Raw genomic sequence first — 19,430 nt, forward strand, 5'->3', positions numbered from 1 at the left:
CCAACATGGGCCGCAACAGCCCGGCGAAAATCAAGCGAATACGAAACTGCCATCGACAAATCCTCCTGCCGAACAGGAGAATCAGAGTTCGAAGCAAAAGGGAATCCCTCACGATTCCTTTTGTCGCGGATGTGCTTTAGGGCGTCACAACGACCTTGCCGACCACCTTCCGGTTCCACAGCATGGCGAAAGCATCCATCGCCTGTTCCAGCGGAACCTCGGCATGCACGCGCGGATGGACCTTGCCCTCGCGCGCCCAGTTCCAGATCGTCTCGACATTCTCGCGGCCCTTGTCGGGAAACTGGCGGCCATATTCGCCAGCCCGTACCCCAACCACCGAGAAGCCCTTGATCAGTGGCATATTAGTCGAAACGGTCGCAATTCGTCCTGACGTGAACCCGATCACCAGCAACCGCCCATCAAAGGCGATGCAACGCACGCTCTCATCGAACACATCGCCGCCGACCGGATCGAAAATGACGTCCGCACCGCGTCCTCTGGTCAGTGTTTTCACCTTGTCGCGAAAGCCTTGCGTCACATTGATCGCATAGTCCGCGCCATGCGCGATCACCTTGTCCAGCTTGTCGTCCGATGCGCCCGTCGCGATCACCGTCGCGCCCAGCAGCTTGCCAACATCCACCGCCGCCAGGCCAACCCCGCCGCTCGCGCCATGCACCAGCAGCGTCTCGCCCGGCTGCAAATTGCCCCGGCGCACCAGCGCAACATAGGCCGTGAGATAGGCCGCCGAATAAGATGCCGCCTCGGCAAAGCTCATCGCAGGCGGTTTCTTCTGGAGCGATGACACTGGCACCACGATAAATTCCGCAAACGCGCCGGACCGCACACCGCCCGCAACGTCGGTGCCCTCGCGCAACGGCCCCGTCACGCCTTCACCCAGCGTGTCGATGATGCCCGAAAAATCCATGCCCGGCGTGAAGGGCGGTTCCAGTTTCAGCTGGTACTTGCCCTGCGTCAGCAACAGGTCCGGAAAGTTGACGCTCGCCGCCTTGACCCGCACCAGCACCTGGCCGGGGCCGGGCTTGGGCATCGGCACGTCACGAATTTCGGTTCCGGAAAAATCATCCGTGATCGTATGGCAGACAAGCGCCTTCACAGCCGGCCATACATGTCGCGCACCATGCCCGCTATCTGGAGACACGCCCGGCGCGAGCCCGGCGAGAAGTCGGTAAAGGCGGTGAAGGCATGGGACAGGGTGTCATAACGCTTGTGCTTCACATACACGCCGTCACGCCCCAGCCGCAGCGCATAATCATCGCCCTCGTCGACCAGCGGATCATGTCCCGCCGTGATCACGATCGCTGGCGGCAGACCGGACAGGTCGCCGCTCTGGCCAGGCGACAGCAAGGGGTCGCTGCGATCATGACCCTCTGGCAGGTACTGGTCCATGAACCAGTTCATCGTGTCGGTCGACAGCGAGAACGTGTCGCCAAAGGCGATGCGCGACGGAAATTCCTCGACCAGGTCCACAGCCGGATAGATCAGCAATTGCAGCGCCGGGATCGGCTTGTCCTCGCGCTTCATCTCCTGCGAGACAATGGCCGCGAAATTGCCGCCCATACTGTCGCCGCCAACGGCAGCAACGCCCGCCGGCGCGCCATACTTGCCGGCATTGCGGAGCGCCCATTCATAGGCGGCCATCGCATCGTCAATCCCGGCCGGGAACTTGTGCGGCGGCGCCAGGCGATAATCGACCGACAGGACCGGGCATTTGGCAATCGTCGCAATCATCGAACAGAACGCATTGCATGTATCGAGATCGCCGATCACACCGCCGCCCATATGATAATACACCATCATCGGGTTTGACGTGTCCTGTTCGTCGGGCAGGTAAATCCGCACAGGGATTTCGTTCTTGTCGGGGCCCGGGATCGTCGAATCTTCAATGATCACGCCCGGCTCCGGCGCGGCCGCCAGCATGGCAAGCTGTTGGCGTGTTGCCGCCTGGACCACGTCAGCCGGCAGCGATGACAGCGGCGGCGCGTTGCGACCGTTCCAGGCCACCATCTGCAATTGCGGCTCCAGCACCCGGCCATTGATTTCGAGCGGCTTGCCGCCCGCCATGCGTACGAGCAAACTGCCCGGCAGTTTGAATATCAGTTTCGTGATTATCTGCTGTAGACTCATCGCCCGGCTCCCAAACTGCCCTTTGCACGTCAGTTTAGCCCCCTTCCCCAAGGTCCGCCAAGCGCTTCCTCAAACAGCCTTGCCGGCGATCTCGCGAACGCCGGCCAATAACAGGGCCGAGGCGAACTCTGTCGCCGCATCCGCATTCACCGGCCGGCGCTGCAGCATGTGGTCGCCCATTTCCCGCGCAATGCCGATGGCCGCAGCTGTCAGATAGTCGATATCGATCACTGGCGCCCCGGCCGCCTTGAGAACATGATCGAGATCGGACCGGATTTCGTCGGCAATCGCCAGCATTTCTGGCGTATCCACGCGCACACCGATCAGCGCCAGGTGCGGCGCCCCGCCCCTGATGGCCTCGGCATTCTCGGCGGCGATGAAGCTGAAATAGGCGTGATAGGCTTGGTGGATATAGTCCTCGAACGTCGTCGCCCGCGCCCGCACATCACTGAGGCGAGTGCGAAACCGGTACGTGGAATCCTCGGCAATCGCCTCGAACACGTCTTCCTTGCACTTGAAGTAATTGTAGAACGTGCCCGCAGCCAACTCCGTCTCGCGGATAATGTCGCGCACGGTCGTGGCATCAAAGCCGATCCGCGCGAAGACGCGCCGGCCCGCTTCAAGAATCGCGCGGCGGTTGGCCGCTTTGGACTTTGCGCGTTTGCCTGAGGACAGTGTGTCGATTGAAGAGGGCATTCTACATCCTTTGTTGCCGTTTGATGCGGCTCATCCGGATTACCTTGCGCAACCCGTCACCAAACGTCAACTTTTTACAATGCCGGCGCGAACTTGTCTCCAACTTTACCCAGTTGGCCATCCAGGCGCCGACGGCGCATCATCGACAGCATGATCCCGAACACGACCCGGATCACGATCCGGCCAAAGGGGGCGAACATCTCTGCCGGCGGATTGGTCCGGCGGAACTCGCCCTTGCCGATGAAGTCGACGGCGAAGAATATGGCATTCGAAAGGATGATGGCCGCGACAAACCAGATCATGCCCTCACCTGACGCCAGCGCCCAGTCGACAAGCGCCATTGCGCCCTCGCCGGCGCTACCCTGACCCGGCACCGCGAACGAATGCAGGAAAACACCATGCCCGTAGCAGAACATGCCATAGTGGACGGCAAAGAACGAGATCATGAACAGGGCCACCATCAGCTTGCCGATTCCCCCCAGCGCACTGCCCGCCAGCCGCAGGATCGTATAGACACCAATCACCAGATTCTCGAGCCAGTACAGCGCCACCAGCGGTGTCGACCGCCAATGGAACAGGATGATCGCGATGATCGGCACAAGGTCCGTGCCGAGGCTCAGCCATGCCCGCGGATCGCGATAGGTTCGCACCATCAGCGATGGATCGAAAAAACGGCGATTCACGCCGCTGTGCCTGTCAGTTTCATTGTCCCCCGCTCCCTCGCCTAAGACCCCGCGAAGTTCAGTTCATAAGCGGGAAAGCTGAACGGGTCGCGCACGTCCAGCCCCTTGGAGCCGCGGGGATTGTGATAATTCCCAGTCAGAATCTCATAATGAAGGTGGATCGCGGTCGCATTGCCTGAACTGCCCATCATGCCGACCGGCTGGCCAAATCCGATTTCCCGTCCGACGGCGACATTCGGCTCGAAATAGGCAAGGTGAGCATAGCGCGTATACACGCCGCGGCCATGGTCGATCAGCACCTGCCAGCCATAGCCCGTGGAATGGCGGGCCTCGATAATGCGGCCTGGCGCGGCGGCATAGACCGGCCCGGACGGGCGCCGTGTCAGGTCGACCCCCTCGTGAATCCGTCCGCCACGGACGCCAAAGCCCGATGACAGGCAGGCATCATTGGTCGGCACTGTCACCAGCACCACACCATTCACATCGATTACCGGCTTGAAATCCCGCACCCAGCCGCCCGGATAGAAGGGCGGCGAATTGCTCACTGCCATGCCGCTGCAGACCTGCAAATATTCATTGGGCTGGTACGGGCCCTGCACCGGATTATGCGGATCGCCCGGCGGGCCATAATGCACCACCACCCGAGGGGCCGCCGGTATCGGCGGTGGCGCGGACGCACACGCGGCAGCTGCCAGAAGCAGCAGTATGGCTGGGATCAGGCGAGACATCGACTATACCATACCATGCTTGTCTTAATATCAGGCAACCACACCTGCGCGTTTTGCGCCCCGCTTTAACTCTTTCAGCAAGTCGGCGACATAGACGCCGAAATCCACCTGCATGCGGTGGCGCGGGCTGTCATAGAAATGGCCGAGGTGTTCCTGCTCGTCCGTCATGGTGATCCGGTCCATCTCGGCGGCGTCCGGGAAGGCATATTCCCCGGTCAGCGCCGCCGCGACCAGTTTCGACTGTTGTTCGGCGAAGTTAACCAGTGTCGGCAGCGGCTGGGCCAGTCCCAGGAAGAACATGTTCTCGAAGCCGGGCTTCACCATGCGCTTGTACAGCGGGAACGTATTCTCCTGCGGCATCAGCTCTTTCTGCTTCAGGAACGGGAAGGTCACGTTATATCCGGTCGCCCAGACAATCGCATCCACCTTCTCGCGGCTGCCATCGCTGAACACGACGCTGTCGCCGTCCAGCCGCTCGATCGCGCCCTTTGGCAGGATGTCACCGCAACCGACCCGCGTCAGGAACTCACCCGACACTGACGGGTGCCCGTCCAGCGGCTCATGGTCGGGCTTCGGCAGGCCGTAATCTTCCATCATGCCGATCGTTTTCTTGATCTTGGCGCGGGCCAGCTTGCGGCCAAGCTTGGCGGGTAGCCATGGCGGCAGCGCCGCCTTGTCCGCCGGCGTCCCGTCGATGTATTTCGGCAGCACCCACACGCCGCGCCGCATCGAGATGAACAGCTTGTGCGCGATCGGCCGCTGCGACAGTTCCGACGAGATATCCATCGCCGAATTGCCGGCGCCGACAATCATCACGTTCTTGCCCCGGAAGTCATATGGCTCGAACGGGTCGCGATAATGGTGGGAATGCACCTGGTAACCATCGAAATGCCCGGGATAGGTCGGCATCCGCGCATCCCAGTGATGACCGTTTGCCACCGCGACCGCTTCATATTCGCGCGACTCGCCCGTCGACAGCGTCACCTTCCAGCGCCCGTCCGGCAAGCGCTCGCAATCGGTCACGGCCGTATTGAACGTGATCGTCTCGCGCAGCCCGAAATGGTCCACATAGTCATGGAAATACTGCAACAGCTGGGCATGATGCGGAAAATCCGGCCAGTCGTCCGGCACGGGATAATCCTCGAAGGCGAGACGCCATTTCGACGTGTCGATATGCAGGCTCTGGTAACAGGACGAGGTGCCGTTCGGGTTCTTGTAATACCAGTTGCCGCCAATATTGTCCGACATCTCGAAACAGTCATAGGGCACGCCCTTGTCCTTCAGGCGCTTGGCCATGGTGAAGCCAGAGCACCCGGCCCCTATGATGCATGTTTTCGGTTTTCTGCTGCCGTCAAATGCCATTTGGCATGTCCTCCCTCGCGTGAAGTGTTCCCACGTTCCTGACCAGATGTTATCCGGGGCGGATCGAACGTCAAACAAAGAGGTCTGCACATGAGCGATGACGCGACGTCAGCACCGGTCCCGCTGGAATTGATGCAGGGTAACCTCGACATGATCTCCGGAGTCATCCCCTGGGGACGGCGCCTCGGCTTCCGCATGACCAAAGTGGAAAAAGGCCATGTCTGGGGCCTCCAGCCATGGAAGGAGCGCCTTGTCGGCGATCCCGACACGGGCGTCATCCATGGTGGCGTCCTGACCGCCTTCCTCGACAATCTCTGCGGCACGGCGGCCGGGTCCGCCATGGACCACCTGCGCTATGTCGCAACGCTCGACCTGCGCATCGACTACATGCGCCCTGCCGAACCGCGCCGCGACATTCTCGGCGAAGCCGAGTGCTATCACGTTACCCGCTCGATCTGCTTCACCCGCGCCTGGGCTTTCCACGAGACCCGCGACAAGGTGATCGCCACCGCCGCCGGCGCCTTCGCCATCACCAAGCCCCGCGCACCGTACACGATGGGAGGCAATAATGCCGAGTGAAGCCGTGCTCAGCCGCGCTGAAGAAGTCGCCGCCTTCATCGCGCGCACGCCGTTCGCGCAGGAACTCGGCATGCGCTGCGAAGTCATGGGCGACGAGATGACCGCCATCCTCCCCTTCCAGGACAAGCTGATCGGCAATGTTGCCATCCGCGCCATCCATGGCGGTGCCATCGGCGCCTTCCTCGAGATCGCGGCCATGGCGCAGGTCTTCCTCGTCAGCGAACACCTCGTCCGCCCGCCCCGCCCGATCAACCTTACCATCGATTATATGCGACAGGCCCACGCAAAAGACCTCTACGCTCGCGCCACCATCACCAAGATGGGCCGGCGCATGTGCTCGGTCCAGGCGGTCGCCTGGCAGGACGAAAAGTCTAAGCCCGTCACCACCCTGATGGCCCACTTTATGGTCGGCGGAGAATGACCTCAAAGCCCCTCAGGCGCCGCGCGCGCTACTCCACCGCCGCCGCAACTTCCGGAAAGGCCCGCGCAATTTCCTGGTTCCACTCGTAGAGTGCTGACCAGTTTTCGTCCGTGTTCTCCATCAGGCCGAGGTGCACGATCACGAGGTCACGGCTCGGCACGACCCAGATGGTCTGGCCCTCATGCCCCCCGGCATGGAAGGCGTCCCAGGGCGGCGTCGCCGCGTTCTGCGCATGGGTCAGCGGCGCGCCATAAGCGGTGATCCACCAGCCCGCACCATAAACATTGCTATTGTCCGCTGGGGTTTTCGTCCGCGCGAAATCCACCCAGCCTTCCGGCAGCAGGCGCTCGCCATCCCACACGCCATCGCGCAAATAGAGATAGCCGAATTTCGCAAAATCCCGCGGGCTCGCCCAGACCAGAGAGCCGCCGAGATACGTCCCCGCCGCATCGAATTCGACGAGGGCGTCCATGCCGATACGAGGCAAAAGAAGTTCATCAAAAAACGAGCGAGCGATACACTCATCAATTTCCTCGCGAGAGAGGTCCTCCGTCTCGGCAGGGCGCTTGTCCCCCTCTGCCAGCTGGCCATTGTCGGGTCGGAACGCACACAAGATCGGCTTGAGGCAGGGCTTGTCTCCGCATACCGATCCCTTGATTTGGGGGTTCTCACGGAGTGTATCCTGAACCGCCCGCCCGATCAGATGAAACGCCGCCGTCGAATAATTCCAGTGCGTACCGGGCTCATGGATCAGCGGCAAATCGCTCTTCACATAGTCCAGCACATCGAACCGCCCCTTGCCGAACATCATCTGGATAACGTCATTTTCCGCCATACTCGTCGCGCCAATTTCGGCATAGTCGAGCCCGTCCGTCATGGTCAGCCACTGGCCCCAGGTAATCTCAGCCCGCGGATCGCCTGCTTCGAACGGCGTCGGCATCGCGGCGTCGATATCGTCAATCAGGCCAAGCGCCACCGCCCGCCCGACCAGCGCCGAGGTCACCGATTTCGCCATGCTCCACGAGATCTGTTTCGTCTTCGGCCCGAACCCGTCGCGATAGGCCTCAGCCACAAGCTTGCCCTCGTGGATGATCACGACCGCCCGCGTCTCGCCCATCGGGCCTGCCTTCTCGCCGGCGATCACCTTGTCGATCAGGGGCGTCACAATGGCCGCCACGCCCGCATCCATCTCCCCGGTCTCCCAACCATTCGTCGGCCAGGCCAGTTCCGCCGGCTGCGGCGTTGAGGGCACGAGTTCCTGCGCGGCGGCGGGCAGCGCGGCAATGAATACAAGGCCCAGAAGGCTCATCCTGAGCGCTGCGGAATTCAAGAAATGGTTGCCCACGACAATGCTTCTCCCCTAACCTTTGACCCAGCTTAGGGGCATCACTTGAAAGTCGTCAAAGTCCTTCTCATCACGCTCGGTGTGATGCTCGTCCTTATCGGCTTCGGCTGGCAGGTCTGGCTGAAGGACCAGGTCGCATTTGCCCGCGTCGCGACCGCCTATGGCGCCAAGCAGGTCTGCTCCTGCCTGCATGTCGCCGAACGCCCGATGGACAGTTGCATGGATGACTTCACCACCGATATCAGCGCCGTCAGCATTGCCGATGATGGCGCGGAAACCAGCGCCACAGTGCTCGGCGGCCTGGTCAGCGCGAAAGCTCGCTTCGAGCCAGGCCTCGGCTGCACACTGGTGAAACCGTGAAGCGGCTAGCCGTCCTGTTCCTGCTTGCCGGCTGCAGCACTGCAACGACCTCTGCCGAGGAAGAACACTCCCTTGGCTGGCTGACGGGTTGCTGGGAAAGCGAAGATGGCATCTACCGCGAAGTCTGGTCGTCGCCCGAACACGGATTTCTTTTCGCCTATGCTGTGTCCCTGCAAGATGATGCCGTCACATTCTTCGGACAGACCTGTATCGAACCCGGTCCGCCCGCTGTGTTCAACGCCTATCCCGCTGGCGCAGGTCCCTCGCCTTTCACGGAACGCGCACGGACCGGGACCTCGATCAAATTTGCGAACGCGGAACATGACTATCCGCAAGTCGTCGCCTATTGGAAAACGGGCCGGGGCCTCGCTGGCCGATGGATCCGACCCGCGAGATTTCGTATTCCGTCCGTGCGCCGGCCAACCCTGAAAGGCCGAGTCCGATATTTAGGCCTTGCTTAAAAGGTTTGTAGCAGCGTGCGCTGAACCACGAGAGAGCGCCTGATGCCTGCAATCCTGGACTTTGGAGATCTGACCGCGACGCCCTATTGGCGCGTCTTCCTGCTTTTCCTTGTGACGGGCATCGGTCTCCTGCTGCTGGACGGTCCGCCCGGCGCCAGCTTCGCCGCCGACGTCGACGACGTCGCCCGCAAGCTGCAAATCGCCGACCTCCTGCGGGACAGCCAGTGGCATGACCTCTCCTGGCCTGTCATCGCAATGCCCGACGCCTATATCACGCCATGGTCCCGGCTCGTGGATGCGCCCTATGTGGTGGCGACCTGGCTGCTCGGTCTCTTCATGGACCCCGACGCGGCATTCGCAGCCGCGCGCCTCGTGGTGCCCCCGCTCTGGTTTGTCGCCTATGCCGCCCTGGCAGCGCGCGTAATCTAGCATATTTCAGGCCCCCATTTGCGCGCGCTGCCGATTATCGCTGCGGCTGTCGCCTCGCTGTTCGCCCTGCCTGAATTCTATCCCGGGCGCATCGACCATCACAATGTCCAGCTCGTCCTTATGCTGGCACTCTGCCTCGGGCTCGTGTCTCCGCATCGACACGCCGGCGTACTGATCGGACTGGCCAGTTTCCTGTCCGTCGCCGTGGGACTGGAGTGTGCGCCCTTTGTCGCCTTGGCGCTCGTCGGTATCGGCCTTGCAGCTGTCTGGACACGCGACGCCGACCTAGCCCGGCGACTCTCCCAGGCTGGCCTGACACTGTTCTTCGTCGCCCTGCCGGCGAGCCTTTTTTTGATCGGACCCGGCGCGATGTCACAGGTCCGGTGCGATGCGCTGTCGGCACCCTGGATTGCCGCCCTTTGCCTCGGCGGACTGGTCCTCGCGGCGGCCCCGCGCCTCTGGCGACATGAGCGCTTCGCCCGACCGGTCGCGCGGATGTCCAGCCTGGCTGTCCCGGGCGCGGTCCTGCTGGCCGGATTGTGGCTGGCTTTTCCGGCCTGCCATGCCGGTCCCCTGTGGATGATCGACCCCATTGCGAACGAATACTGGTTCGCCCGCATCCCGCAGGAACACGGTCTCATCGATGGCTATGCCAGGGGGGCACCGCTGGCCATTCCGATCGTCATGGGCGGACTGATGGCCGTGCTCATCGCGGCCGGGTACTGGGCCCGGCCGCGCACGGCCGGTGCGCTGGTCATTCTTCTTATGGCAACCGCCGCCCTGATCCTGACCATTCTCCAGACCCGCAATTTCCGGTTCCCGGCGGTCTTCATCCCGCTGTTCGTTCCCGCTGTCATGATGGTGCTTCCGACGGTCAGTTCATGGACGAAGCGGCTCGCGCCACTCGCGGTGCCCGTTGTTCTCGGGTTGGCCTTGGTCGGACTGGCAAACCGCACAGAGCTCGCGGTCGACCCGATCCTGATAATGGATGGCGATGCCTGCAAGGACACCGATTTTTCTGCGCTCGACAATGCTCCGCCCGGCATCGTCATGGCGCCCTCAGGCCTGTCGTTCACGCTGGCTGAGCATATTGAGTCCACGCACAGCCTGCACCAACTCGCGTCGCTGCCATTCCACCGTGCCGCGCCCAGTATCAGTCGGGTCGTGAAGACCTTCATCATGAGCGACAGCACCGCACGCCGCGAAGCACTCGCACCGTTCACCTATGTCGCCGTCTGCACAACCAATCTAACCTTCGATGGTTCTGTCGCCCCGCTCTATGTAGCGCTCAGCGCGGGTGAAGACTGGCCCGGCCTGGTCGATGCGGAAACGGACAGGGCGTCGCGCTTCCGGCTGTTGCGCATCGATCATGAGGCGCTTCGCTAGGTAGGGATTTAGTCTTCGGTAACCGGCCCGCCTGCGAACAGTCCGGCATATTCAGGTTTCAGGAAATCCCCGAAGACCGACTGCGGCACGACGGCCTTGTACGCGCCCTCGGCATAGGAGCCGATTTCATAGGGTGCAAAGTGCACGACAAAACCGCCAAACGTACCGGCTTGGGTCGATGCGACCAGACCAAGCTCACCGCTTAGGATAGTGTCAGCCGACACAGCGTCAGCCGTTTCCGCGCGGAATGTTTGAGCGGATGCCCCGCCGCCGACTTTTTCTGTCCGCTGCTGCGCGATGTCGGAAAGAACGAATGGCAGACTTTCCGCCATGGCGCCCGCCGGATCCGTCAGCAGGTCGCTCAGGGACACCTGCTTCCCGTTCTGGAGACTGTAGATGCGCGCATCGGTTCCGTAATTTCCGTGCGCACCGCCGGAATAGGCCGCCGTGAATCCTTCAAGGCTGATCAGGTCGCCAGCTGCCGCTTTCAATGTCCACTGGATCGACAGGCTGTAGGGATTGAAATATTCGGGATCCGCTTCCTTGTAGGCCAGCGCATCAGCGTCCATGGCCTCCAGTCGGCCCCGCGCATCCTCGACCAGCGTGGCGGCAATGTCCGGCGCGATCTCGAACAGGGAATCATCGATACTGGCTGAACCAACGAAATAGTCCTTGGTCACTTCCAGGTGCTGCGGCACGTCCGCAATCGCCTCGGGATCGACCACCAACTGAGTCTCCCCCACCGGAAGCTCGGCACCCTGAGTGACCTCGGTGTCTGGCGCGTCGGGTGTCTTCCCGCAGGAGGCAATCAAAAGCACCCCCAGCGCGGCACTACAGGCAAGTCTCGACATCAGGTCGTCTCCCTTTACAGGCTCAGCAGTTCGGCATCGCCGCCTTGCGCCGTGATATTTACTGTTACCACCCGCTCATTGGCGAAACGATGGAGATAATGCGGCCCACCCGCCTTGGGCCCGGTGCCCGACAGGCCTTCCCCGCCAAATGGCTGCACACCGACAACGGCGCCGGTCATCGAGCGATTCACATAGGTATTTCCAACGGGGCAGACCGACTCCACAGTCGCATGGAAGCGCTCCAGCCGCGAATGCACGCCCAGGGTCAGGCCGTAGCCTTTCGCTTTCAGCGCGGCACCGACCTTCTTCACATTGTCAGGATCATAGAGAAGGATATGCAGGATCGGTCCGAAATTCTCTTCCTGAATCTGGTCCATCGATGACAGTTCGACCAAGGCCGGCCCGAAGCCGAACCCCTCCTGGCCAATCTTCCCGGCGTCGACCTGGTGCAGGACTTTTGCCTCCTTGCGCATCTTGTCGAGGTGCGCCTCGAGCAATTTGCGCGAATCGGCGTCGATCACCGGCCCCATATCGGTATCGGCTTCGGCCGGGTCGCCAAGCTTCAGCTCGTTCATCGCCCCAATCAGGCCCTCGATCAGGCTCTTGGAGGTCGACTTCGGAATGAAGGCAATCCGCAGCGCCGAGCAGCGCTGGCCTGCAGAGCCAAAGGCCGACGCGATCATGTCATCGATGACCTGTTCCCGCAGGGCGGTTGTATCAACGAACAGGCCGTTCAGGCCGCCCGTCTCGGCGATCAGCGGAATGATCGCACCATCACGTCCGGCAATCGCCCGATTGATCAGGCGCGCCGTCGACGTGCCGCCCGTGAAGCAGACACCCGAGACGCGCAGGTCAGCCGTCAGTGCCGCGCCCACTGTCTCACCCTTGCCCGGCAGGAGGTGAAGTGCATCGACCGGCAGGCCGGCCTTCTGGAACAGGCGAACCGCCTCGAATGCCACCAGCGGCGTCTGCTCGGCAGGTTTGGCCACGACCGTGTTCCCGGCTGCGAGAGCCGCCGCGATCTGGCCCGTGAAGATCGCGAGCGGGAAATTCCATGGACTGATGCAACAGAACACGCCGCGCCCGTGCAGGGAGAGGTGGTTGGTCTCGCCCGTCGGCCCCGGCAGGCGCACCGCGCCCTCGAACTCATGCTCGGCCTGCGCCGCGTAATAGCGGCAGAAATCGACCGCCTCGCGGACTTCGGCCACGCCATCGAGCAGCGTCTTGCCTGCTTCGCGCGCCATGAGCGCGATCAGGCGGGGGGCGTTTTCTTCCATCGCATCCGCCATGGCGCGCAGGTGCTCTGCGCGCTTCGATCCGCCGAGGGCATCCCATGAAGGCTGGAATTTCACGGCAGCGCCTAGCGCCTTGTCGATGGCGTCAGCACTCGCTTCCTTGCAGGCGCCCAGGATATGGCCTGTATCGAACGGCACACGGATCATGTCGCCGCCACCGGTATCGGGCTTTCCGGAGACAATCGCGCCTGCCGCAATGGCCGGGCTGTCGCGAAAGGATTTCAACGCGGTGGCCATCGCCTGGCGCACCGCTTTCTGGCTGAGATCAAGGCCTGTTGAATTGCGCCGCTCCGGCCCGTAAAGGCGCGGCGGCGTCGGAATACCCGGATGCCGGCGTGGGCCGATCTCGACCCGTGTGATCGGATCATCGACGACGTCTTCGACCGGAACGTCCGGATCGAGGAAGGAATGCACGAAGCTCGCATTGGCGCCGTTTTCGAGCAGGCGGCGAACGAGATAGGGCAACAGGTCCTTATGCGCCCCGACCGGGGCATAGACGCGCACGCGGCGCCCCGCTTCAGCGGCATCATACAGCGCTTCGCCCATACCGTGCAGACGCTGGAACTCATACGCAGTAACGCCAGCCGCCTCCGCCAGCAGGTCGACTGCCGCTAGCGTGTGGGCATTGTGCGTCGCGAATTGGGGATAAATCTTCGGGGACGCCTGAAGCATCATTTTTGCGCAGGCAAGGAAGTGAAGGTCGGTGCCCGGCTTGGTCGTGAAGACCGGGAAATTCGGATAGCCCTCGACCTGGGCATGCTTGATTTCGCTGTCCCAATACGCCCCCTTCACAAGACGGATCATGAAACGCTGCCCGGTCTCTTCGGCAAGGCGCGTCAGGTTCTCGATCACCGTCAAGGTGCGTTTCTGGTAGGCTTGGATGGCAAGGCCAAGGCCCGTCCATTCCTTGAGCGACGGTTCGCGGGCAAGGCGGTCGAACAATTTGAGGCTGAGCACCAGCCGGTCGGCTTCCTCCGCATCAAGGCAAAGGTGAATATTCGCCTCCGCCGCTTTTTCGCACAGAGCGAGCAGGCGCGGATAGAGTTCGGCCATGACGCGCGTCTCGTTCACGGCTTCAAAGCGCGGGTGCAGGGCGGAAAGCTTGACCGAAACGCCGCTCGCCTTTTCCGGCACCGTTCCGACGTCCTTTACGGCGGCGACCGCGTCGATCGCGAGTTCATAAGCCTTTAGGTAGCGCGCTGCGTCTTCAGCAGTCCGCGCACCCTCGCCCAGCATGTCGAAACTGAAATGGGCCGCTTCGCCTGACTTCACCATGCGCTTGCCGCGCTTCAGGGCTTCCTTGACGGTCCGGCCAAGGACGAATTGTTCACCCATTATGCGCATGGCCTGCATCATGGCCGCACGGATCACCGGTTCGCCGCTTTCGCGGATCAGGCCGGAGACAAACGCCCCCGGACCTTTCTCGAGCGATTTCGGCACGCCGATCACCCGGCCCGTCAGCATCAGGCCCCAGGTCGATGCGTTGACCAGCCAGCTTTCGGACTGGCCGAGGTGGGAGGCCCAGTCGCCCGAGTGGATCTTCTCGGCGATCAGGTCGTCACGCGTCTCTGCGTCCGGCACTCTGAGCAGCGCCTCGGCCAGGCACATCAGCGCCAGGCCTTCAGAGTTCGACAGGCCGAACTCCTCCAGGAAACTCTCCATCATGCCTTTCTTGCCGCCCCGGCTACGGGCGATCTCGACAAGTTCGCGCCCATGGCGCACCGCAGCCTGGCGTGCGCCATCGTCAAGCGGTGCGTCCTTCAGCAACCCTTCGAGCAGGGCCTCCTCGTCATCGAATTTCTGGGCGTCGAGATCGTTCCAATCGAGGGACGCAGTGGGCAGCGAATCAGGCATATGGCATTCCGGGGGGCAAAAGTTTCAGGGGTATCCGCAAGACAGAGCAATAGTCTGCCGGGTATTTAATGTTTACGGGCACAGTCATATCGGCACATAGAGACAAACGCGAGCAACATTGCAGTTGTTCCGCCTCTTTACGCATAGGACCAACCCCGCCACATTGCCGCCGACCGTACGGCGGCCTCAAGGAGACCCGATGCGCATTCTGCTGATTACCGACGCCTGGGATCCTCAGGTCAACGGCGTCGTCCGCACGATGAAGCGGGTGATCGCCGAATCCGAAGCGATGGGCCATATCTGGGAAGTCGTGCACCCTGGTGACGGCTTTCGCACTGTACCCCTGCCGACCTATCCCGAGATCAAGCTGGCCCTGTTTGCCCGCAAGAAAATCGAGGAGCGCTTCCACGAGTTCGAGCCAGATGCGATCCATATCGCCACCGAGGGCACGCTTGGCATGGCTGGCCGCTCCATGTGCCTGATCGTCAAGCACCCCTTCTCGACCGCCTACCATACCCGCTTTCCGGAATACGTGTCGGCGCGCCTGCCCGTTCCAATATCCTGGGGCTATTCGTTTGTTCATTGGTTCCACAAATATTCCGGCAAGGTCATGGTCCCAACGCCCTCGATGGTCGAGGAACTCCGGGCCCGCAAGTTCATCAATCTGGTCGCTTGGACGCGCGGCGTCGACACTGAAATGTTCGATCCGGCCCGCCGTGTCCCGGAAGGGGCAGAGAATGACCCGTTCAAGGGTCTGCAGCGCCCGATCTTCCTGAATGTCGGACGCGTCGCGGTGGAAAAGAACATCGAATCCTTTGCGGAACTCGACCTGCCGGGATCGAAAGTCATCGTCGGCGACGGGCCTCAGCTCGAAGAACTGAAGCGCAACTATCCGAACGTGACCTTCCTGGGAGGCAAATTCGGCGAGGAGCTTGCGGCCATTTATGCCAGCGCGGATGTGTTTGTATTTCCGAGCCTGACAGATACGTTCGGCCTCGTCGTGCTGGAAGCCATGGCATCCGGAATCCCTGTCGCAGCCTTCGACGCGACCGGTCCGCGCGATGTGATTCCCGGCTCCAATGCCGGCACGATCACGCCCGTCGGGGGTGACCTCGCCCAAGGGGCGCGAGACTGCCTGACGCTCAGCCGCGAAACCTGCCGCGCCTATGCTGAAACCTATAGCTGGAAATCCTGCGCCGAAGCCTTCATCGAGAACCTCCAGCCCCTGCCCGCCCCCGCGCGCCGCCGGTTCTGGCAGAAGATTCGCCTGCGCCGCCGCAAGAAGCCGCCGATCGACGGGCTCTAGACACAAAAAAACCGGCCGCCCGAAAAGCAGCCGGTCAGATTTGTGAGCGTTTGGCGCGTCGGCCTATTCGGCCGCTTCAGCCTTGAGACCTTCGACGATCACACGCTGGGCTGCGCGATCCGCGTCGCTGAGCGGAATCAGGCCCTTCTCGACCAGATATCCGTCCGGGCCGAATGCGTTGTCGGACGTGAAGGCTTCGACATAGTCGATCAGGCCGGGCACCAGGTTCAGGTTCTGGTCCTTCACATAGATGAACATCACGCGCGACAGGCCATATTCACCTGAATTGATATTCTCAAACGTCGCCGGCACGCCCGCGAGCTCGGCTCCTTTCACCCGGTCTCCATTCTGTTCGAGGAATGAATATCCCAGCACGCCGATAGCCGCTGGCGTCTTTACCAGCGACTGGATTATCGCTGTGTCATTCTCACCGAAATCGATCCAGGCACCATCCGTGCGGATCGTATGGGCGCGGCTTTTAAAAGCATCGCCATCGCTCGCCTTCAGCGCGGCCAGTTCGGGCAGTGCCTCGGCGCCATGCTCCATGCCGAGCTCGACGAACGCGTCGCGCGTGCCGGATGTCGGCGGCGGGCCGAACACCATGATCGGCTCATCCGGCAGGCTAGGGCTTACATCGTGCCAGGATTTGTAGGGGTTGGCCTGAAAGCCACCCGCGCCGTCCGGCACATCCTGGGCCAAGGCCAGATAGAGTTCCGTTTTCGAGATATCGAAATCCGGGCCTTCCTTGGAGTTAGCCACGACGATGCCGTCATAACCGATCTCGACCGGGGTGATTTCGGTTACACCATTGCCGGCGCAGAGTGCGGTTTCGCTGGCCTTGATCGGACGCGAAGCACTCGAGACCGAAGGCTGGTCAGGACCAACGCCCTGGCAAAAAGCCTTGAAGCCGCCACCGGTGCCCGTGGTTTCGACAATCGGGGTGGAAAAACCGGACGTCGCTCCAAAACGTTCGGCCACCGTGGTGGCGAAGGGCGAAACCGTCGAAGACCCGACAATCTTGATCTTCTGGGTCGAACCGGACATTTCCGGCCGGTCGGGCGCGGCATCCGATGCCTCAAGCGTGGAAAGGTCTGTCTTGCCGCAGGCGACCAGCGCCAATGCTATCAGACTGATTGTTCCGAAAGTCATGCCAGATTTCATGAGATTTGCTCCTGCAGAATCATTCCCGGGATCGGGTTTCGAGGGCCGGAATACCCTGCGGGCATGACAATCATGTCGAAGTTACATGACGTTTCTGTGACATCCATTCGGGGGGACTCATTTTTTCACTTGCACTCGCGCTCATGTTCGCATATCTCACGCTCCGAATACGGATGTGGCGGACATCTGGGCCAACCCTTAAACTGGGGGCCCCCTGCACTAACGCCCGAAGCTGGTTAAAAGCCCTTTGGAGGTTAGGTGTCATGCACTCCTATGCTACCCCCTATAATATCGTGCGCTCGCAAGAGCCAGATGTTCCTGTCTACTGCTTCCGCCCGGATCGGGTGACGGCGGCTGCGAAATGGTTCCGGGAAAGCTTCCCGGCCCAGCCCTTCTATGCCGTCAAGGCGAATCCCGGCGTGCACGTGCTCGATGCCCTCTGGGCAGCCGGTATCACCAGCTTCGACGTGGCCTCGGAAAACGAGGTCGAACTGATCTACAACCGGTTCCCCGGCGCTCGCATGGCATTCCTTCACCCAGTGAAGAACCGCCGCGCGATTTCTCGTGCCTACCACCAGTACGGCGTTCGCATCTTCGTGACCGACACACAGGCCGAACTGCAAAAGATCCTCGAAGAAACAGGCCACGCCAGGGACCTCACCATCATCGTACGCATTGGCGTCTCGAATGACGGCGCGACCCTGCCGCTGACCGGCAAATTCGGTGCGAACGAAGACGACGCTGCAGAGATCCTGCGCGAAGCCCGCCGCTATGCCGATGAACTGGGCGTTTCCTTCCACGTCGGCAGCCAGGCGATGAAGCCTTCGGCCTGGGCCACGGCCATGGCCGACGTCTCGCGCATCATCATCTCGGCCGGTGTCACCGTCGATATCGTGGATGTTGGCGGCGGTTTACCGTCAATCTATGCCGATACGCCCCCGCCATCGCTGGAAGCCTATGCGGCCATGGTCGAAACCTCGTTCGAGAACATGTTCGTGCTCGAAAACGCCGACCTCTGGTGCGAACCCGGCCGCGCGCTTGTCGCCGAAGCCGAAAGCCTGCTCGTGCGCGTTGAACTCGCGAAACCCGGCTCGATCTACATCAATGACGGTTCCTACGGTGCTCTCTACGATGCGGTGCACGAGCGCTGGCAGTTCCCGATGCGCGCCATCACGGGTGACGGACGCAAGCTGCGTGGCATGGCTGAATACACGGTCTATGGACCGACCTGCGATTCGACCGACAAGTTCCCTGACAAGGTCTGGCTGCCGGCCGGCCTGACCGAGGGCGACTATCTCGAATTCGGTAATATCGGCGCCTATGGCCGTGCCATGTCGAGCCGGTTCAACGGGTTTGGCGAGACCGAAGTCGCAATCGTGCACGATGCACCATGGCCGAGCCTCTACAATGCCATCGGCGCAGAAGTCATCTCGATCGGGTCCAAAGCCACCAAGTGAGCATCCGGGAAACCGTAACGCCTGAGGACCAGTGCCAGATCCGGCGACTCCTCGGGCGAGCTCGTCAGGTAGGCTGAACCACCGACGCCACGCGCTTCGGCTTCATGTGGCAGAACGCGAATCGTCTGCCGGGCAATCGCCGCGCCGGAATCGACATAGCTGACACCGTGCGGCGCGCTGGCGATCAATTGCCCGCGCACCAGCGGAAAATGCGTGCAGGCCAGAACGACCGTGTCGATCTGGCCGCCGCCAGGCGCCTCGAACAGCGGGGCCTGCGCCGCCGCGATCGCCTCAATCGGCACGTCTTCACCGCGCGCATGGGCCTCGGCGAGCCGCACGAGTTCAATACTGCCATGCATGATGACCCGGTGCCCGCTGGCGAATTCATCGATCAGCCTAGCCGTATAGGCCCGGCGAATGGTACCGGGCGTCGCCAGCAGGCCAATCGTGCCCGTCTGGCTGAAGGCTGCCGCCGGTTTGATCGCCGGGACCGTCCCGACCACCGGAATATCGAGGACGGCGCGAATCTCGGCCAGCGCCAGCGTGCTGGCCGTATTGCAGGCGATGACGAACACGTCGGGCCGGACATGGTCGCACAGCATCTTGGCAACCCGTGGCAGGCGCTCTCTCAGGGCCTCGTCGGACTTGTCGCCATAAGGGAAAAAGTCGCTATCGGCCGCATAGTGCACGCCCAGGGCCGGCCCGAGCGCCCGGATTTCCTCGGCAACGGTCAGGCCGCCAACGCCGGAATCGAAGACGAGGACCCGGCCGCGCGCCGGCGAGGGAACGAAATTGGTGAACAGAAAATCAGTCATGGCAGGAGACTATGTGCATTCGCTCGCGGCGAAAACGGGGCAACCGGGCAGGTTTGGCATCGGATTTGTTGTGCGCCGCACAATAAAGGCCTATTG

The 19,430-nt window shown here is 62.0% G+C and carries 19 protein-coding genes; 8 read left to right on the forward strand and 11 right to left on the reverse strand.

Annotated features, from left to right (window positions below):
* Positions 1–136: 136 nt before the first annotated feature.
* From ACESNB_RS00485 to ACESNB_RS00510, 6 genes are all read right to left on the reverse strand, one after another.
* On the reverse strand, positions 137–1,114 hold the full coding sequence (locus ACESNB_RS00485) for an NADPH:quinone oxidoreductase family protein (RefSeq protein WP_373002458.1): 978 nt from the start codon (positions 1,112–1,114) through the stop codon (positions 137–139).
* Positions 1,111–2,145 carry an alpha/beta hydrolase gene (locus tag ACESNB_RS00490; RefSeq protein WP_373002460.1) on the reverse strand — a complete coding sequence of 345 codons (1,035 nt, stop codon included), beginning with the start codon at positions 2,143–2,145 and terminating at the stop codon, positions 1,111–1,113. Before ACESNB_RS00490 ends, ACESNB_RS00485 begins: the two co-directional genes overlap by 4 nt.
* A gap of 69 nt (positions 2,146–2,214) precedes the next feature.
* Complete coding sequence (locus ACESNB_RS00495; protein WP_373002462.1) at positions 2,215–2,841, reverse strand: TetR/AcrR family transcriptional regulator; 627 nt, start codon at positions 2,839–2,841, stop codon at positions 2,215–2,217.
* A gap of 74 nt (positions 2,842–2,915) precedes the next feature.
* Positions 2,916–3,524, reverse strand: a complete 609-nt coding sequence (locus tag ACESNB_RS00500; protein WP_373002464.1) for a DUF6498-containing protein — start codon at positions 3,522–3,524, stop codon at positions 2,916–2,918.
* A gap of 41 nt (positions 3,525–3,565) precedes the next feature.
* Positions 3,566–4,252: a M23 family metallopeptidase gene (locus tag ACESNB_RS00505; protein ID WP_373002466.1), complete on the reverse strand. Its 687-nt coding sequence runs from the start codon at positions 4,250–4,252 to the stop codon at positions 3,566–3,568.
* 30 nt (positions 4,253–4,282) lie between these two features.
* Positions 4,283–5,614 (reverse strand): flavin-containing monooxygenase, encoded by a 1,332-nt coding sequence (locus ACESNB_RS00510; RefSeq protein ID WP_373002468.1) that lies wholly within the window; start codon positions 5,612–5,614, stop codon positions 4,283–4,285.
* A gap of 90 nt (positions 5,615–5,704) precedes the next feature.
* On the opposite strand from ACESNB_RS00510, the gene ACESNB_RS00515 reads away from it, so the two are divergent.
* Positions 5,705–6,193: a PaaI family thioesterase gene (locus tag ACESNB_RS00515; RefSeq protein ID WP_373002470.1), complete on the forward strand. Its 489-nt coding sequence runs from the start codon at positions 5,705–5,707 to the stop codon at positions 6,191–6,193.
* A complete protein-coding gene (locus ACESNB_RS00520) occupies positions 6,183–6,614 on the forward strand; it encodes a PaaI family thioesterase (RefSeq protein ID WP_373002472.1) in 432 nt (143 codons plus the stop codon). Before ACESNB_RS00515 ends, ACESNB_RS00520 begins: the two co-directional genes overlap by 11 nt.
* A 28-nt stretch (positions 6,615–6,642) precedes the next feature.
* On the opposite strand, the gene ACESNB_RS00525 is transcribed toward ACESNB_RS00520, so the two are convergent.
* The gene (locus ACESNB_RS00525) at positions 6,643–7,959 is read right to left on the reverse strand and encodes a serine hydrolase domain-containing protein (RefSeq protein ID WP_373002474.1); all 1,317 of its coding nucleotides are present in this window, start codon (positions 7,957–7,959) and stop codon (positions 6,643–6,645) included.
* 45 nt (positions 7,960–8,004) lie between these two features.
* On the opposite strand from ACESNB_RS00525, the gene ACESNB_RS00530 reads away from it, so the two are divergent.
* Genes ACESNB_RS00530 through ACESNB_RS00545 form a run of 4 tightly spaced genes read left to right on the forward strand, consistent with a single transcriptional unit; the run spans position 8,005 to position 10,595 of the window.
* Positions 8,005–8,319: a hypothetical protein gene (locus ACESNB_RS00530; protein ID WP_373002476.1), complete on the forward strand. Its 315-nt coding sequence runs from the start codon at positions 8,005–8,007 to the stop codon at positions 8,317–8,319.
* A complete protein-coding gene (locus tag ACESNB_RS00535; RefSeq protein ID WP_373002478.1) occupies positions 8,316–8,780 on the forward strand; it encodes a DUF6265 family protein in 465 nt (154 codons plus the stop codon). Before ACESNB_RS00530 ends, ACESNB_RS00535 begins: the two co-directional genes overlap by 4 nt.
* A 42-nt stretch (positions 8,781–8,822) precedes the next feature.
* A complete protein-coding gene (locus ACESNB_RS00540; RefSeq protein WP_373002480.1) occupies positions 8,823–9,209 on the forward strand; it encodes a hypothetical protein in 387 nt (128 codons plus the stop codon).
* Between the two features lie 18 nt (positions 9,210–9,227).
* Complete coding sequence (locus ACESNB_RS00545; protein ID WP_373002482.1) at positions 9,228–10,595, forward strand: DUF3488 domain-containing protein; 1,368 nt, start codon at positions 9,228–9,230, stop codon at positions 10,593–10,595.
* An 8-nt stretch (positions 10,596–10,603) separates the two neighbouring features.
* On the opposite strand, the gene ACESNB_RS00550 is transcribed toward ACESNB_RS00545, so the two are convergent.
* Positions 10,604–11,446, reverse strand: coding sequence for a hypothetical protein (locus ACESNB_RS00550; RefSeq protein WP_373002484.1), 843 nt, complete (start codon positions 11,444–11,446; stop codon positions 10,604–10,606).
* A gap of 14 nt (positions 11,447–11,460) precedes the next feature.
* A complete protein-coding gene (gene putA / locus ACESNB_RS00555) occupies positions 11,461–14,595 on the reverse strand; it encodes a bifunctional proline dehydrogenase/L-glutamate gamma-semialdehyde dehydrogenase PutA (protein WP_373002486.1) in 3,135 nt (1,044 codons plus the stop codon).
* Positions 14,596–14,794: 199 nt separating this feature from the next.
* On the opposite strand from putA, the gene ACESNB_RS00560 reads away from it, so the two are divergent.
* Positions 14,795–15,901: a glycosyltransferase family 4 protein gene (locus ACESNB_RS00560; RefSeq protein ID WP_373002488.1), complete on the forward strand. Its 1,107-nt coding sequence runs from the start codon at positions 14,795–14,797 to the stop codon at positions 15,899–15,901.
* A 63-nt stretch (positions 15,902–15,964) separates the two neighbouring features.
* On the opposite strand, the gene ACESNB_RS00565 is transcribed toward ACESNB_RS00560, so the two are convergent.
* A complete protein-coding gene (locus tag ACESNB_RS00565) occupies positions 15,965–17,050 on the reverse strand; it encodes a substrate-binding domain-containing protein (protein ID WP_373002490.1) in 1,086 nt (361 codons plus the stop codon).
* 275 nt (positions 17,051–17,325) lie between these two features.
* Between ACESNB_RS00565 and ACESNB_RS00570 the strand changes: the two genes are divergently transcribed.
* A complete protein-coding gene (locus ACESNB_RS00570) occupies positions 17,326–18,519 on the forward strand; it encodes a type III PLP-dependent enzyme (RefSeq protein WP_373002492.1) in 1,194 nt (397 codons plus the stop codon).
* Here ACESNB_RS00570 and murI read toward each other — a convergent pair.
* Positions 18,465–19,334: a glutamate racemase gene (gene murI / locus ACESNB_RS00575; protein ID WP_373002494.1), complete on the reverse strand. Its 870-nt coding sequence runs from the start codon at positions 19,332–19,334 to the stop codon at positions 18,465–18,467. The genes ACESNB_RS00570 and murI overlap by 55 nt on opposite strands.
* Positions 19,335–19,430: the final 96 nt, after the last annotated feature.

The sequence above is a fragment of the Hyphomonas sp. genome (assembly GCF_041689225.1).
GTDB lineage: Bacteria > Pseudomonadota > Alphaproteobacteria > Caulobacterales > Hyphomonadaceae > Hyphomonas.

Excerpts from the sequence above, each read along its gene's own strand:
- ACESNB_RS00490 (WP_373002460.1), bottom strand. The coding sequence starts at position 2,145 with ATGAGTCTACAGCAGATAATCACGAAACTGATATTCAAACTGCCGGGC.
- ACESNB_RS00495 (WP_373002462.1), bottom strand. The coding sequence starts at position 2,841 with ATGCCCTCTTCAATCGACACACTGTCCTCAGGCAAACGCGCAAAGTCC.
- ACESNB_RS00505 (WP_373002466.1), bottom strand. The coding sequence starts at position 4,252 with ATGTCTCGCCTGATCCCAGCCATACTGCTGCTTCTGGCAGCTGCCGCG.
- ACESNB_RS00510 (WP_373002468.1), bottom strand. The coding sequence starts at position 5,614 with ATGGCATTTGACGGCAGCAGAAAACCGAAAACATGCATCATAGGGGCC.
- ACESNB_RS00515 (WP_373002470.1), top strand. The coding sequence starts at position 5,705 with ATGAGCGATGACGCGACGTCAGCACCGGTCCCGCTGGAATTGATGCAG.
- ACESNB_RS00520 (WP_373002472.1), top strand. The coding sequence starts at position 6,183 with ATGCCGAGTGAAGCCGTGCTCAGCCGCGCTGAAGAAGTCGCCGCCTTC.
- ACESNB_RS00540 (WP_373002480.1), top strand. The coding sequence starts at position 8,823 with ATGCCTGCAATCCTGGACTTTGGAGATCTGACCGCGACGCCCTATTGG.
- ACESNB_RS00550 (WP_373002484.1), bottom strand. The coding sequence starts at position 11,446 with ATGTCGAGACTTGCCTGTAGTGCCGCGCTGGGGGTGCTTTTGATTGCC.
- putA (WP_373002486.1), bottom strand. The coding sequence starts at position 14,595 with ATGCCTGATTCGCTGCCCACTGCGTCCCTCGATTGGAACGATCTCGAC.
- ACESNB_RS00560 (WP_373002488.1), top strand. The coding sequence starts at position 14,795 with ATGCGCATTCTGCTGATTACCGACGCCTGGGATCCTCAGGTCAACGGC.
- ACESNB_RS00565 (WP_373002490.1), bottom strand. The coding sequence starts at position 17,050 with ATGACTTTCGGAACAATCAGTCTGATAGCATTGGCGCTGGTCGCCTGC.
- ACESNB_RS00570 (WP_373002492.1), top strand. The coding sequence starts at position 17,326 with ATGCACTCCTATGCTACCCCCTATAATATCGTGCGCTCGCAAGAGCCA.
- murI (WP_373002494.1), bottom strand. The coding sequence starts at position 19,334 with ATGACTGATTTTCTGTTCACCAATTTCGTTCCCTCGCCGGCGCGCGGC.